Annotated in this window: 14 protein-coding genes; 4 read left to right on the forward strand and 10 right to left on the reverse strand. The window is 57.7% G+C overall.

Annotation, left to right across the window (positions count from 1 at the left end; all coding sequences use genetic code 11):
* Positions 1–265: 265 nt before the first annotated feature.
* From I5L79_RS01855 to bshA, 3 genes are all read left to right on the forward strand, one after another.
* Entirely contained in the window at positions 266–3,220 is a 2,955-nt protein-coding gene (locus tag I5L79_RS01855; protein ID WP_196953310.1) for a glycoside hydrolase family 3 N-terminal domain-containing protein, read from the forward strand.
* A gap of 88 nt (positions 3,221–3,308) precedes the next feature.
* Positions 3,309–3,800 carry a hypothetical protein gene (locus I5L79_RS01860; RefSeq protein WP_196953311.1) on the forward strand — a complete coding sequence of 164 codons (492 nt, stop codon included), beginning with the start codon at positions 3,309–3,311 and terminating at the stop codon, positions 3,798–3,800.
* A 45-nt stretch (positions 3,801–3,845) separates the two neighbouring features.
* The gene (gene bshA, locus I5L79_RS01865; RefSeq protein ID WP_196953312.1) at positions 3,846–4,985 is read left to right on the forward strand and encodes an N-acetyl-alpha-D-glucosaminyl L-malate synthase BshA; all 1,140 of its coding nucleotides are present in this window, start codon (positions 3,846–3,848) and stop codon (positions 4,983–4,985) included.
* 88 nt (positions 4,986–5,073) lie between these two features.
* Here the strand turns inward: bshA and I5L79_RS01870 are convergent, their stop codons facing one another.
* Positions 5,074–5,610 carry a DUF7935 family protein gene (locus tag I5L79_RS01870; protein WP_196953313.1) on the reverse strand — a complete coding sequence of 179 codons (537 nt, stop codon included), beginning with the start codon at positions 5,608–5,610 and terminating at the stop codon, positions 5,074–5,076.
* A gap of 168 nt (positions 5,611–5,778) precedes the next feature.
* Here I5L79_RS01870 and I5L79_RS01875 point away from each other — a divergent pair, with 168 nt between their 5' ends.
* The gene (locus I5L79_RS01875; RefSeq protein ID WP_196953314.1) at positions 5,779–6,126 is read left to right on the forward strand and encodes a HesB/IscA family protein; all 348 of its coding nucleotides are present in this window, start codon (positions 5,779–5,781) and stop codon (positions 6,124–6,126) included.
* 404 nt (positions 6,127–6,530) lie between these two features.
* Here I5L79_RS01875 and I5L79_RS01880 read toward each other — a convergent pair whose 3' ends face one another.
* The 9 genes from I5L79_RS01880 to obgE form a co-directional block, all read right to left on the reverse strand.
* On the reverse strand, positions 6,531–7,403 hold the full coding sequence (locus tag I5L79_RS01880) for a ChaN family lipoprotein (protein ID WP_196953315.1): 873 nt from the start codon (positions 7,401–7,403) through the stop codon (positions 6,531–6,533).
* Positions 7,404–7,523: 120 nt separating this feature from the next.
* Positions 7,524–8,855 carry an ABC transporter permease gene (locus I5L79_RS01885; RefSeq protein WP_196953316.1) on the reverse strand — a complete coding sequence of 444 codons (1,332 nt, stop codon included), beginning with the start codon at positions 8,853–8,855 and terminating at the stop codon, positions 7,524–7,526.
* A gap of 48 nt (positions 8,856–8,903) precedes the next feature.
* Positions 8,904–9,857, reverse strand: a complete 954-nt coding sequence (locus I5L79_RS01890; protein ID WP_196953317.1) for an ABC transporter ATP-binding protein — start codon at positions 9,855–9,857, stop codon at positions 8,904–8,906.
* Between the two features lie 141 nt (positions 9,858–9,998).
* The gene (locus I5L79_RS01895; protein ID WP_196953318.1) at positions 9,999–10,634 is read right to left on the reverse strand and encodes a hypothetical protein; all 636 of its coding nucleotides are present in this window, start codon (positions 10,632–10,634) and stop codon (positions 9,999–10,001) included.
* Entirely contained in the window at positions 10,634–11,143 is a 510-nt protein-coding gene (locus I5L79_RS01900; protein ID WP_196953319.1) for an RNA polymerase sigma factor, read from the reverse strand. The genes I5L79_RS01895 and I5L79_RS01900 overlap by 1 nt, the downstream gene beginning before the upstream one ends.
* A 456-nt stretch (positions 11,144–11,599) precedes the next feature.
* On the reverse strand, positions 11,600–12,736 hold the full coding sequence (gene dnaJ / locus I5L79_RS01905) for a molecular chaperone DnaJ (protein WP_196953320.1): 1,137 nt from the start codon (positions 12,734–12,736) through the stop codon (positions 11,600–11,602).
* A 96-nt stretch (positions 12,737–12,832) separates the two neighbouring features.
* On the reverse strand, positions 12,833–13,408 hold the full coding sequence (locus I5L79_RS01910; RefSeq protein ID WP_196953321.1) for a nucleotide exchange factor GrpE: 576 nt from the start codon (positions 13,406–13,408) through the stop codon (positions 12,833–12,835).
* Between the two features lie 130 nt (positions 13,409–13,538).
* Complete coding sequence (locus tag I5L79_RS01915) at positions 13,539–13,973, reverse strand: hypothetical protein (protein ID WP_196953322.1); 435 nt, start codon at positions 13,971–13,973, stop codon at positions 13,539–13,541.
* Positions 13,974–13,987: 14 nt separating this feature from the next.
* Positions 13,988–14,980, reverse strand: a complete 993-nt coding sequence (gene obgE / locus I5L79_RS01920) for a GTPase ObgE (protein WP_196953323.1) — start codon at positions 14,978–14,980, stop codon at positions 13,988–13,990.
* Between the last annotated feature and the right edge of the window lie 19 nt (positions 14,981–14,999).

Here is a 14,999-nt window from a genome sequence, read left to right on the forward strand (position 1 = left end):
AATGAACCGGTTACCGAAAAAAAATTCAACTGGCACGATATTCAACACGTCCAGCGCCGGGAAATAATCCGTAAGTTTGCGGTCAGCCTGTACCCGTAGGGTATCGGTCGGAGGCCCGATTCAGGGCAGTGAGAAGAGCGTTGGCCGGGAACTTCGGCCCTCGGGCCGAAGGGGTAGCCGCCGCCCCGGCGGGAACTTTTCAGTGCTGGCAAAAGTAGGGGTATTTCCGCTCGCATTCAATTGTAGGCCAACTTAACGGGAGTAGATGTTCAAGGATTTTCGGATTAGGCTCTTACTGGTTTTTCTCGCCTTTACGGGTCTAATCATTTCATCTTCTGCCCCTAAGGACAAGGACATCCGGCCGGCCAGCGCGGCCGAGCAGTCGTGGGTAGACAGTGTGTTCACGTCCCTCACCCCCGACCAGCGCCTGGGCCAGCTGTTTATGGTGGCGGGCTACTCCAACAAAGACCGCAAGCACGCCCAGTACCTGGAGTTCCTGGTAAAGAACTACAACATCGGGGGCGTGATGTTTCTGCAGGGAGGACCGCGCCGCCAGGCTCAACTTACCAACCGCCTGCAGTCGGCCGCCCAAGTGCCTCTGCTCATTGCCATGGATGCCGAGTGGGGCCTGGATATGCGCCTCGACTCCAGCATGCACTTTGCCAAGCAGATGACACTGGGCGCTACTGACGACGACCAGGACGTGTACCAGATGGGCCGCGAAATTGCCCTCAAGCTCAAAACCCTGGGCGTGCACGTGAGCTTCTCGCCGGTGATGGACGTGAATTCCAACCCGTCGAACCCGGTGATTGGCAACCGCTCCTTTGGCGAAAGCAAGGAGGACGTGGCCAAGCTGGGCGTGGCCTACGTGCGCGGCCTGCAGGACCACGGCATCATTGCCGTAGCCAAGCACTTCCCCGGCCACGGCGATACCGACACAGACTCCCACGTGGCCCTGCCGGTTATCAACACCGACATGGCCCGCCTGGCCAACGTGGACCTCTACCCCTTCCAGAAATCGTTTGAAGCAGGCGTGATGGGCGTGATGGTGGCCCACCTTTATATGCCGCTGTTTGATACGCTCCGCACGCAGTCAACCACCCTTTCGCGCAACCTCGTAACGGGGCTGCTGAAGGAGAAGATGAACTACAAAGGGCTGGTATTTACCGATGCGCTCAACATGAAGAGCGTAACGAACCTATACAAGCCCGGCGAGCTGGACGCGCTGGCCCTTATGGCCGGCAACGACGTGCTGCTGTTTTCGGAAGACGTGCCGGTGGCCGTCCAGAAAATAAAGGAAATGATGGCCGCCAACCGCATTTCCCAGGAAGACGTGGACTACCGGGTGCGCAAAATCCTGCGGGCCAAATACTGGGCCGGCCTCAACCGCTACCAGCCCATCGACGTGCCGCACCTGATAGAAAACCTGAACCGGCCGGTCAGCCGCGCCGTGCAACAGGGTATCTACGAGCACGCCATAACGGTAGTCAAAAACCAGGATGACCTGCTGCCCTTCCACCACCTCGACACGCTGCGCATGGCTTCCATTGCCATTGGCGCTCCGGCTGGCAACGTGCTGGGCCAGACGATGGGCAACTACTTGCCCTGCGCCACCTACGCCGTACCCAACCGCTACGCCCCTGACTCGACTTTCGACCGGCTGGTAGGCCGCCTGGCCCCCTACAACACAGTGGTGGTGAGCTTGCATAACATGAACAACACGCCGAGCCACAACTACGGCATCGGTGAGGGCACGCTGAACTTTATTCAGCGCCTGCAGGCTAACCCGCGCCAGAAAGTGGTGGTGGTGGCCTTAGGCAATGCTTACGCGCTGAAGTATCTGGAAAACGCCCGCACGCTGGTGTGCGGCTACGAAGATAATGCGGCCTCGCAGCTGGTTGTTCCGCAGATTCTGTTTGGGGCGCTGCCGGCTAAAGGCCAGCTGCCCGTTACGGTTTCAGAAACCCTGAAAGCTGGCACTGGCTTACCCACGCCAGATTTCCGCCGCCTGCGCTACGGCACGCCGGAGAGTGTGGGTATGGACTCGAAGATCCTGGCTCAGATCGACAACATTGCCCTCGAAACGGTGGCCTACGCGGCCTCGCCTGGCGGCCAGGTGCTGGTGGCCAAGGATGGCGTGGTGGTGTACGAGAAAAGCTTCGGCTACACCACCTACGACAAGGCCAACGCTGTGACGAACTCCACGCTCTACGACATTGCGTCGGTGACGAAGGTGGCCGGCACGCTCCAGGCCATCATGTACCTGAAAGACCAGGGCAAGCTAAACCTCGACGCTAAGCTTTCTGACTACCTGCCGGAGTTAAAGACATCCAATAAAAAGGACATGGTGGTGCGCGACGTGCTGCTGCACCAGGCTGGGCTCAAGCCCGGCATTCCATTCTGGGAACGGACCGTCACCAAAACCGGCCTCAAGTCTACCTTTTACGCCAGTACCCGCACCGATGAGTTTCCGCGCGAGGTAGTGCCCGGTACCTACAGCACCAAGTCGGCGGAGGACTCCATGTGGGTGTGGACGGTGCGCTCGGGCCTCCTGCCCAAGTTGAAAGGCAAGTACCCCGCCGAGTACAGCGACCTGAGCTTTATCGTGCTCAAGCGCCTGAGCGAAAAGCTGCTGGGCCAGCCCATCGAGAAGTTCCTGCAGGAAAACTTCTACGGCCCGCTCGGGCTGGCTACGATGACCTACCACCCGCTGGATAAATTCCCCAAGTCCTGCATTGCGCCCACTGAAAACGACACTTACTACCGCCATACGCTGGTACAGGGCACCGTGCACGACCAGGCCGCCGCTATGATTGGGGGCGTGAGCGGCCACGCGGGCCTGTTCTCGAATGCCAACGACCTGGCTATTCTCATGCAGATGAACCTGCAGAACGGCCGCTACGGCGGGCAGCGCTACTTCCAGAGCCCGGTGGTGGCGGAGTTTGCGCGCTCCACGGAAGCCGGCAACCGCCGCGGCCTCGGCTGGGACCACGGCGACCCGAGCAAGCCCGAAGGTCCCACCAGCAACCTCTCCCCCGCCAGCACGTTTGGCCATACCGGCTTCACGGGCACCTGCGTGTGGATGGACCCCGAAAACAAAATCGTGTACATCTTTCTTTCCAACCGGGTGTACCCTGATGCCGGCAACAACAAGCTGCGCCAGCTCAACATCCGCACGCGCATCCACGACGTCATTTACAAGTCCTTACAGAAAACATGACCTGTTGTCCGGCATTTCCGTTTCAATGATTCCGCATCGGCGGTAAGACATTCCCTGGAGTGACTTATCGCCGATTTTGTTTGTAAACATGTTCATCAAGCTGTCATTACTTATCGTTCTGTCGTTCCACTTCGTCCAGGCAGCACAGGGCCAAACTGCCAGCATCAGACCGGAAGTTCTCCGGCTTACTGAAGCAATGACATTGGATTCGACGTTGGATGTTAAGCCAGTAGGCAGGGCTCCTCGCGCTACTCCTGCTTACCACCGTTTTGTGCAGCTGGGCGAGTTGGCAACGATGTCTGAGCTATCTGCACTGACCAGCCACCCCAAGCCCATCGTGCGTAGCGCAGCCTTTTTGCATCTGGTGAGAACTGCCCAGCCTGTCGATATTCTGCCTCTCCTTGCCAAGCATACGCAGGATACCGTAGCGTTTACGTTACGAGGTGGCTGCATCACCTCAAGCAACTGGGTAGGACATTTTATGTACTTGTACACCCGGCAAACTTGGAAGAAGCGTCAATTGCTGGCTCAAAATGAAAGGCGCTTAGACAAAATAAGTGATGAGCTCCTGCGGCCATAGCTTGCGCTTTTCCCTGACCTCTTTCTCCTCTGACTTTCCCTCCCTATGAACATTGGCATTGTCTGCTACCCCACCTTCGGCGGCTCCGGCGTAGTAGCCACCGAATTAGGCAAGGCTCTGGCCCTGAAAGGCCACCGCGTGCACTTCATCACCTACAGCCAGCCCGTGCGGCTCGACTTCTTTAACGAGAACCTGTTCTACCACGAGGTGTTCGTGCCGGCGTATCCGCTGTTTCAGTTTCCGCCCTACGAGCTGGCCCTGGCCTCCAAGATGGTGGACATTGTGCAGAACGAAAAGCTGGATGTGCTGCACGTGCACTACGCCATTCCGCACGCCTCCGCGGCCTTCATGGCCAAGCAGATTTTGCTGTCGAAAGGCATCCGTGTGCCGGTCATCACTACCCTGCACGGCACCGATATTACCCTGGTGGGCAAGGATGCCAGCTACGAACCAGTGGTTACTTTCAGCATCAATCAGAGCGACGGGGTGACGGCAGTTTCGGCGGATCTGCGCAAGGAAACCTACGAGTACTTCGCCATCGAGAAGGACATTGAGGTCATTCCGAACTTCATCAACCTAGAGCGTTTCCGCAAGCAGGACAAAAGCCACTTCCGCGCCGCCATTGCCCCCGATGGCGAGAAGCTGCTGATTCACACCTCCAACTTCCGCTCAGTAAAGCGCGTGGAAGACGTGGTACGCATCTTCGACGGGGTGCGCCAGCAGGTACCGGCCAAGCTGCTGCTGGTAGGCGACGGTCCCGACCGGCCCCGCATCGAAAAACTCTGCCGCGACCTGGGCCTATCGAGCCACGATGTGCGTTTTCTGGGTAAGCTCGAAGCCGTGGAGGAAGTGCTGAGCGTGTCGGATCTGTTTCTGATGCCTTCCGAGAAGGAAAGCTTCGGGCTAGCGGCACTGGAGGCCATGTCGTGCGAGGTGCCCGTTATCAGCACCAACGCGGGCGGTATACCCGAGTTGAACGAGCACGGCCTGACGGGCATGGTCAGCAACGTGGGCGACGTAGCCGACATGGTGCAAAATGCCCTCTACGTACTGGCCGACGAGAACCTGCCCCGCTTTAAAGCCGCCGCCCGCGCCCACGCCGAGCTATTTGCCACCAGCAAGATTGTGCCCATCTACGAAGCCTGCTACCAGCGCGCCATCGACTCCGTAATGGCTAATGCGTGAATGTGGTTGAATGTGCTGATTGCTAGCATGAGCAACGACACGCTGCGCCTCATTAGCACATCAGCACATTCAACCACATTAGCACATTTTAAAACAGGCTGGCAGCTTCGCGCTTCACGGCTAGCAGAGCCTGGGCGGTGGGGTCGTTTTCTTCTACCATCATGGTTTCGAGGATGCGCTTGGCCAGTTCGGTGCCGCGAGCCTGCTGGGGCGTGGGCAGGGCGTGGTAAGCGCGGTTCACCATCGTCAGCACGTTTTCCTTGGCCTGCTTCACAAGGTTCCAGACTTCGGGGCTCATGTAGAGCTGCTGGCTGAGATTGTGCTCAAACTCCGAGCGGATTTCCTGCTGCAGGAGGCGGTGGTAGTCGGCGGCGGTCTGGCCGGCGCTGCTCAGGCGCACCAGAATGTTGTTGGGTGTGATGCGCTCCAGAAGCAGCGTCACCCGCTCATAGGCCTGCAGGCGCAGCGGCAAGGTGGTTTTGCTGGTTTCGAGGCGCATTTCGATAAGGCGGCGCTGCTGCTCTTTTTCCAGATGCTGCTGCACCAGCCAGATGATAGCGCCGCCCACAATAACGGCCGGCAAAATAATTTTCAGCAGGTCAAAAACGTACGCGGAGGTATCCATCCGAGGAGAAGTAGCAGGAAATTGTGAAAAATCGGGGGCAGAGTGCCCGGCAAAGATATACGGTGAACCGTCGGGGCAGGCTGCGTGTTAATGCTGAAAACCGGGTTCTGGCGCGGCAGCTTCCGGCTTCGTATCTTTGCCGCCTACTTTCCTAACGCTAACACTCCTATGGCAACCGCCACGAAACTTGCTCCCATCAACCTCACGCCCCGGGCGCTGGAAGAGGTGAAAAATATTCTCCGCGAGAAGAACGTCCCGGCCGAATATGGCCTGCGCGTGGGCGTGCAGGGCGGCGGCTGCTCGGGCCTGAGCTACCTGCTGGGCTTCGACAAACCCAAGGAACAGGACGAAACCTTCGACCTGGACGGGGTTCGGTTGGTGATGGATAAGAAGCACGCCATGTACGTGATGGGCATGGAAGTTGACTTTCAGGACGGCCTGAACGCCCGCGGCTTCATCTTCAACAACCCCCAGGCCAAAAGCACCTGCGGCTGCGGGTCTTCCTTCTCGGCGTAAGCACTCCTTTTAAATTTCTGTACAGATTTTGGAAAGCCTGATACCTTAATGGTATCGGGCTTTTTCAGTCTAGTGTCTATAAGAGGTGACGCACCTGCATTGCTATAAGACAAACCAGCGGCATGGCTATAAAGAGGAAGGCTTGATTAAGAAGAAACCACTTCACATAAAGCCGATTATTGATGTTGCGCGGTCCGACGAACGTCCCTTTCGGAGCTAATAGGACTGATAATATAAATAGAGGCACACATACATAGCCTGCCACTAATAAATAGTACAGCCAAGCGTCAGCATTCAGTAGACAGATAGCCAATAGACCTATAGCATTGATGACTAAATTAAGCTTTATGCATAACAAGCCCAATTGCTCGGAAATAGATTGTCCTATCATATAGCAGGTGGCATTAATACGTCTTCGTCATATCGGCTGGCACCACCAGCACGAAATCGGCTTTTCGTAGATTTTCCTTGTCCAGCTGCTGGAGCTGCTCCTGCGTCATGGTGCTGATGGTGCGGATGCGGAGGGCGGGCTCGGCCTGACGCAGGTACCACACAATGCCGTCGTGGTTGTCGGAGTGGTAGCTGCCGTTGAGGTGGAGCAGCAGCTGGCCGGGCTGGCGGCTTTGGCGGATGAAGTAGGCCATCGTCGCGTCTTTCAGGGCCTGGGCCTGGATGATGTTCTGCACGCCAGCCGCGTGGGCCGCGTCGCCCCCAAACATCTTGGCCATGTTGGCGTAGCCGGGCAGCGTGAAATCAACGGTGAGAGGCAGCGGAGCCAGCCAGGCTTTTTCTTCGGCGGGCAGGCTTTCCAGGGCTGCCAGGCCGCCTTTGGCTACCTGCGAGGCGTAGCGTCGGGGCGCGTTGGTACCTACTACCGCAAACTTCTGCTGGCGGGCCAGCTGGAGCAGGGGCTTGTAGTCGGTAGCGTAGTTGGGCCAGGGGCGGCTTTGCTCCTCGAAGGCCTGGTCGGTCAGCTCGCCGGTGTTGTACTGCTGCACCAGCAGCTGCACGTCGCGCTCAAACATTTCGAGGCCCAGCACGAATTGGCCGCTTTTGCGTTTGGCCAGTTCCCTGGTTACCTGCAGCTCCAGCCAGTGCGCCATTGGGTCGTTGTGCTGCTCCCCGAACAGCACAACTTCGGCCCCAGCCAGCTCTTTCACCATTTTCTCAAAGCTCACAGGCCTTCCCTCAGCCGTAAAAAGCCGGTAAGCAGGTCGGTCCTGAGCGTGCATGGTGAAGCTGAAAAGAACCAGAATAAGGCAGAGAAGCAGACGCATAGCACGAAGATACATCACCCTCGCTCTTGGCCTAAACACCGCGTCCTCTGTAGGCCCATGTCGTAGCAACAATGGAGCCCGCAGAGGACGCGGTGTTTGCGCTGAGGGCGCCGTGGGCTGTTAGCCTTTATAGAACAGCCACTTCGACAGCTCGCCGTAGGTTACTTTCTTGCCGTACATGAGGATGCCCACGCGGTAGATGCGGCCCGCCAGCCAGATGGTGCCCAAGAAGCCGGCAATGAGCAGCAGCATCGACACGGCCAGCTGCCACATCGGCACGCCCCCGAACGGCAGGCGCATCATCATGGCAATGGGCGAAGTGAACGGAATCATCGACATCCAGACGGCTACCTGGCCGTTGGGATTAGTCGTCAGCACAGCCTGCGACACCACGAAGGTGAGCACCAGCGGCATGGTCACGGGCATCATGAACTGCTGGGTGTCGGTTTCGCTGTCCACGGCCGAGCCGATGGCCCCGAACAGTGCCCCGTAGAACAGGTAGCCGCCCAGGAAGTAGAACAGAAAGCAGGCCGCCACAAGGGCCACGTTGATGTCTGCGCTTTTTAGGGCCTGGATAATCTCGTTGCCTTCTTTCCGGGTTTCCTTGGCTTGCACCGTAGCGGTAGAACCCGCCGCTGCATTTACTTGCTCTACGCGTTTCTGAGCTATTTTCTCGGGGCTGATAGAGCCGGTAACGGCCGACATAATCCCAAAAGACAACACTATCCACAAGGCGAGCTGCGTGAAGCCTACTCCGGCAATACCCAATACTTTGCCCATCATTAGCTCAAAAGGCTTGACTGAAGAAATAACCACTTCCACAATGCGGTTGGTTTTTTCCTCCATCACCCCGCGCATAATCTGAATGCCGTAGATAAAGATGAACATATAAATCAGGAAGCCGCACACATAGGCTACGCCCGTGCTCACGCCCGTGCTGGAGCTCCGCTCCCCATCGTCGCTGAGGCTGATGGTTTGCAGGTCCACATCGGCCTTCATGGTATTGAGCAGGGCTTGGTCGATGCCGGCTTTCTTCAGGCGCTGCGCTTCCACCGCGTTTTCGACAGTTTGCTCGATGTCCCGCTGCAGCGACATACCCAGACCCTTGCGCGAGAATACCTGAAATCCATTGGGGTTTGCCATGTCCAGCTTGGGCACGTACAGCAACGCATCGTACTTGGCTTTTTTAAATGCAGCCTTGGCCGTGGGCAAATCTGCCGACACGCGGGTGAAGCTGATATCGTCTTTGGCCTCGGGCAGCTTATCGGTGAACAGCCCACCGGCATCGGCCACTGCCACCACCTTGCCGCTATCCGACATGGTGGCAATGATGACGGGCACGGCGAATATGGCGGCTGTAATGAGCGGACCCAGTAACGACATGATGATAAAGCTCTTTTTGCGCACGCGGGTGAGGTATTCGCGCTGGGCAATCAGCCAGATTTTAGACATAGCTCAGGAGTTGAGGTCGGTTGAGAAAGGAAAGACGTTGGGGCAGCGTTACGCGGGCAGCGAGTCGGTTTCGGGCACGTAGTCGGGATGGGTTTCGCGCACGCGCCGGATAAAGATTTCGTTGATGCTCGGAATCTGCTCCCGGAAGGCCTGCACCTCCACCTGTCCCGCCCCGATGAGGTAGCGCAGCAGGTCGTTGGGCTTGGCACCAGCGTGCAGCTTTACCAAGACGCGGAAGTGCTCATTTTCGCGCTTCGACTGCTCCAACTCCTCAAAATCGGGATGCGTAATCATCAAGTGGCCGCGGCCTTCCACCTCGTAGATCTGGCTGCGGTAGGCGTTGCGCACGTCGCTCACGCGGCCGTCCAGTACTTTCTGGGAGCGGTTGATGAGGGCAATATGGTCGCACATTTCCTCCACCGACTCCATGCGGTGCGTGGAGAAAATGATGCTGGTACCCTCGCTGCGCAGGCGCAGGATTTCGTCCTTGAGCAGGTTGGCGTTGATGGGGTCGAAGCCCGAGAACGGTTCGTCGAGAATGAGCAGCGCCGGGTCGTGCAGCACGGTAGCAATAAACTGCACCTTCTGCTGCATGCCCTTGCTGAGGTCCTCCACGTTCTTATCGGCCCAGGTCTTGATGTCGAACCGCTCCAGCCACTTCTTGATTTTGGTGGTGGCATCGGCCTTCGACAAGCCCTTGAGCTGGGCCAGGTAGAGCAGCTGCTCACCCACTTTCATCTTCTTGTAGAGGCCGCGCTCCTCAGGCAGGTAGCCAATCTGGCCGATGTGCGAGGGATTCAGCGGCTCCCCGCGAAACAGAATCTGGCCGCCGTCGGGGCCGGTAATCTGGGTGATGATGCGGATCAGGGAGGTTTTGCCGGCTCCGTTGGGGCCCAGCAGCCCGAAGATGGAGCCTTCGGGCACTTCCAGGCTCACACCGTCGAGGGCCGTGTGGTTGGCGTACTGCTTGCGTACGTCCTGAACTTGTAGAATTGGTTTCACAGCGCAGAAAGGCAAAAGAGGTGAGGGTTGTGGCGTAATATTACAGGATACGGGCGCAGACCGGGTAGAAATTCCAACCAAACGGTATTGCGGCGGGGTTGAACGGGCCGAAAACAACCCTGAACCGCAGGCCCGCACTGCTCATCGTTCCACGGTTTCCAGCTCGCGCAGCGTAGCTTCCAGCTGGTCGAGGTACCGGCCGTAGCGCTGCTGCTGCTGCCAACGCTCGTGGTAGAGAAGTCCAACAACCAGGGCTACCAATGCCAGGGCCAATGCCAGCGTCGGAACCCAGTCGATGGTGCCCGCCCGCAGGTTTGCCAGAATAACCGCCTGCTGGCTGTACACCACCGTCAGCACTATTGTCGTCAGGAACGCCATACCACCGTATCCCTTGTTCCGCATCAGCGTCCGCAGCTGCCGGATCGACTGCCGGATGTGGCCGTAGGTGCTACCGTCACCCACCTGTAGCTGCCGGATAATTTTGCGCTGCCGGTAGGCATACCACGATATAAAGAGAATCATCAGGGCCACTACCACATCCAGCAGCACCAGCGTGTTGCCTTGAAAGTGTCGGCGGCTCAGGTTCGTGAAATTGGCCACGTTGAAGATGATGACCATCAGCACCAGGCGCTGTTCGCGGCGCGCATGGCGCGTCATCTCACTCAGGGGGGTATCGGGTTGGGAGGCAAGCATGGCTTCTAGTTTTTGGTGAGTTAATGTCGGTTCGGAAGCGGCGGCGGGCTGCTGCCAGCGGCGGCGGAGGTCGTCAAGTTCCATCAGGCAAGTTGAGTCAGGAGGTGGCGGAGCTTATCCTGCACGCGGTGCATTTTCACGCGCACATTGTTCTGGGTGATGCCGAGGATATCGGCCATTTCCTCGTAGGTGCGCTCTTCCAGGTATAGCAGCACGAAAGCCCGCTCAACGTTGGAAAGATGCCCGATGGCGCGGTAGAGCTGGGCCAGGTCGTCGGCATCGGGCCCATCGGGCGGCGGGGCCGGCAGGTCCGGCGGAGCCGCCGCACCGAGGCGGTCAGGCACCGGCGCGCGGGTGCGGCGGCGCAGATCGGTAATAGCCACGTTTAGGGCTACGCGGTAGAGCCAGGTGCTTACTTTGGTGTCGGCGCGGACCTCATAGCGCGGCCAGGCCCGCCACAGCTGCAGCACCATTTCCTGGTAGAGGTCCTGGCGGTCGTCGGCGTCGGGGCAGTACAGGCGCGCTACCCGCTGCAGCAGTGGCTGGTACTCGTTGAGCAGCTTGAGAAATTCCGGCGCCGGGGCAGCAGACATACGGTAGGTAAGTTTGCTGCATATATCGGGGCTTTGGCGGCGGCATTACAGACCGCTGGACATTTTTTTTCAGCCTTGTCCTGGCTACACGTTGTACCCTATTCTGCAGGAAAATGTGAAATAAGGCACAAGCCTGGACCCTATTCAGAAATTTTTCCGGAATAGGGTACAAATCTGCTTGTATCTAGAAAGCAGCAGGACAAGGCCCCGAAAAGTAAATGGCATGCTCTCATAAACTCTGCCTGATTAGGAATGCAACAAAGCAGTACAGATGCTTCGGCTGTGCGGACGCTAGATGAAGCATAACGGTTATTGTAGTATACCCGGTACCCTACATTCTGTTAGTTCCGGCACACGAAAAAGCCCGCCCTCCCCTATCAGGAAAGGCGGGCTTGAGAATAATCGTCCACAAAATCCGCGCACTCCGAAAAATCCGCCGGAATCCGTGGTTTTCATCTACTGGAAATACTCCTTCACACGCTCGAAGAATCCCTTTTCGTTTTTGCCAGGGTTGGGTGTGAAGTTGCGGGCGTCGCGCAGCTTTTCGAGCAGCTCCCGCTCTTCGTTGGTCACGTTTTTGGGCGTCCACACACTGAGGTGGATCAGTTGGTCGCCGCGGCCGTAGCCGTTCAGGTCCTTGATGCCCTTGCCGCGCAGGCGCAGGATTTTGCCCGGCTGGGTGCCCGGCTCCACCTTAATCTTCACTTTGCCTTCGATGGTGGGCACCTCCAGATTGGCACCCAGAGCTGCATCCACGAACGAAATGTACTGCTCGAACATGATGTTGTTGCCGTCGCGCTTTAGCGTTTCGTGCGGCTCTTCCTCAATCTGAATGAGCAGATCGCCGGGCACACCACCGCGCTCCGGGAAGTTGCCTTTGCCGTTCATGCTCAGCTGCATGCCCTCGGCCACGCCCGCCGGAATGTTGATGGGAATAACTTCCTCGTGCAACTGGCGGCCTTCGCCGTGGCACACGTCGCACTTGCTAGTTACTACTTTGCCTTCGCCCTCGCAGGTGGGACAGGTAGAGGCACTTACCATCTGGCCCAGCATGGTTTGTACCACGCGCTTCACCTGGCCCTGACCCTGGCAGGTCTGGCAGGTTTTGAGGTCGGTGCCGTTTTTGGCGCCGGTGCCGGCGCAGGTGTTGCAGGCTACGTAGCGCTTCACCTTGATTTTCTTCTCCACGCCATTGGCTACCTCTTCCAGGTCGAGCTTGAGCTTGATGCGCAGGTTGGAGCCTTTGCGCACGCGCCGCCCGCCCTGGCCACGGCCGCCCCCGAAGAAGCCCTCGAAGCCGCCGCCCCCGAATATGTCGCCGAACTGGGAGAAGATGTCCTCCATGTTGGGGCCGCCCCCGTTGCCGCCCATGCCCTGATGGCCGTACCGGTCGTAGCGGGCGCGCTTCTGCTCGTCGCTGAGTACCTCGTATGCCTCGGCCGCCTCCTTGAACTTGTCTTCGGCGGTGGGGTCGTCGGGGTTTTTATCGGGGTGATACTTGATGGCCACCTTGCGGTAAGCCTTCTTAATCTCGTCGCCCGAAGCGTTTTTGGCTACGCCCAGTATTTCGTAAAAATCTCGCTTCGTTGCCATGTTCTCAGTACAGAGTATTATGTATTGAGTATTGAGTGAGGAGTTAGGCAGCTTAAAACGAGACGCATCTCACTACCCAATACCTATTACTCAATACTAGCTTCCCAGCACCACCTTGGCGTGGCGGATTACCCGGTCGCCGAGGGAGTAGCCTTTCTCCACCTCATCCACGATTTTGCCTTTCAGGTCTTCCGAAGGAGCCGGAATCTGGGTTATGGCTTCGTGCAGTTCGGGGTCAAAATCACCACCCTTGGCTTCCATCGTCACTAGGCCTTTCTGGCTCAGGGTTTTCTGGAGCTTGTTGTAGATGATGTCTACGCTTTCGCGCACGGCGTTGGCGTCTTCGGTGTCCTTGGTATGGTGGCGGGCCCGGTCGAAGTCGTCGAGCACGGGCAGCAGCGCCACCATCAGTTCCTGATTGGCGGTTTTGAACAGGTCGGCGCGCTCCTTGGTGGTGCGGCGCTTGTAGTTCTCAAACTCGGCAGCCAGGCGCAGGTATTTATCTTTCAGGTCGGCCAGCTCAGCGTCGGTTTTGGAGCCGGTGGCATGGGGCGCACCCTCGGAGGCCGTAGCTTCGCCGGGACCGGTGGTTTCCTCGGTCATTTCGCCAGCTACGTGGTCGGCGTTGCCGGTCAGGTTGTCGTCTTGCGGCAGGTTTTGTTCGTCAGCCATTTTCGAAAAATATCGTCGGAAGGGGTTTTTCACGGGATTCGCCGTTGGGCACCCTGCGGGCGCAAGGAGTTTGCCAAAGGGGTTAGGGCTGCCAGTTTGGCACAGAGTCAAAGTGCTTTCCCCTTTCAACTTAAAACTGGCTTTTCTGCTTTATACTACGGTTGTAATACCAACTCTTTAGGCGAAAAACCACTGTTGCGAATAACAGGGCAATCAATACCGCTGCGAAATATGGCCAATATCCCAGTTGGCGTACAGCGGCTACATTGTACTTCGTTTGAAGAATTATCGTCCACCAAACACTCAACAGGCTATAACAGGTTAGCCAGCTAACCGCCGCATATTCAACCGCATTACTTTCACTCACAACATCCTTACGCAACTGTGAATACAATACAAATGCAGGCAGGATTGGGAGTAAAAATGTACATAGTTTGTAAACAACGAAGAATAATGGCCATACTGGTTCCAGCGCAATTATGACATAGAATATGAACAAAAGTATAAAGCCGCTGAGTGGCCAAAGGATTGATAAAGCAATTAATACTTTCAACAGCGTCTTCATCAGTTCACAGCTATTTATTTGTGCAGCGTCTGCCAGATCAAGTCTTTTAGCTGTTGGATGTTCTTATTCGTGAGGCTGGAAATGAAGATGGTGGGGAGGTCGGTGGGCAGCGTGGCGCGGATTTCGGCTTCCAGCTCCTCGTCCAGCATGTCGGCTTTGGTAATGGCCAGCAGGCGCTGCTTGTCCAACAGTTCGGGGTTGAACTGCTGCAACTCACTTAGCAGCACCTGGTATTCGGCGTTGATGTCGGGCGAGTCGCAGCTAATCATGAATAGCAGGATGGAGTTGCGCTCGATGTGACGCAGGAAGCGGTGGCCCAGCCCCCGCCCTTCGGCCGCGCCCTCAATGATGCCGGGAATATCGGCCATCACGAAGGACTTGTAGTCGCGGTAAGCCACCACGCCGAGGTTGGGCGTGAGCGTGGTGAAGGCGTAATCGGCAATCTTGGGCTTGGCGGCCGATACCACGGAAAGCAGCGTGCTTTTGCCGGCGTTGGGAAAGCCCACGAGGCCTACGTCGGCCAGCAGCTTCAGCTCCAGAATCACCCACTCATCGATGCCCGGCTCGCCCGGCTGGGCGTACTGCGGGGCCTGGTTGGTGGCCGACTTGAAGTGGTCGTTGCCGAGGCCGCCCCGGCCGCCGGGCGTAAGGATGAGGCGCTGCCCGTCTTCGGTGATTTCGAGCTTCTTCTCCCCCGTTTCGGCGTCGCGGGCCACGGTACCCAACGGTACTTGAATGATGATGTCGTCGCCCTGGGCGCCGGTGCGCAGGTTTTCGCCGCCGTTTTCGCCGGGCTTGGCAATCAGGTGCTTCTGGTACTGCAGGTGCAGCAGCGTCCAGAGCTGGGAGCTGCCTTCCAGAATGATGTGGCCGCCCCGGCCCCCATCGCCACCATCAGGGCCACCATTGGGCAGGCCCTTGGCCCGGAAAAAGTGGTGCGAACCCGCCCCGCCTTTGCCCGAGCGGCAGTTAATTTTAACGTAGTCGATGAAGTTGTTGGAAGCCACTTCGGTTGAATTAGGAATT

The sequence above is a fragment of the Hymenobacter guriensis genome (assembly GCF_015773195.1).
GTDB lineage: Bacteria > Bacteroidota > Bacteroidia > Cytophagales > Hymenobacteraceae > Hymenobacter > Hymenobacter guriensis.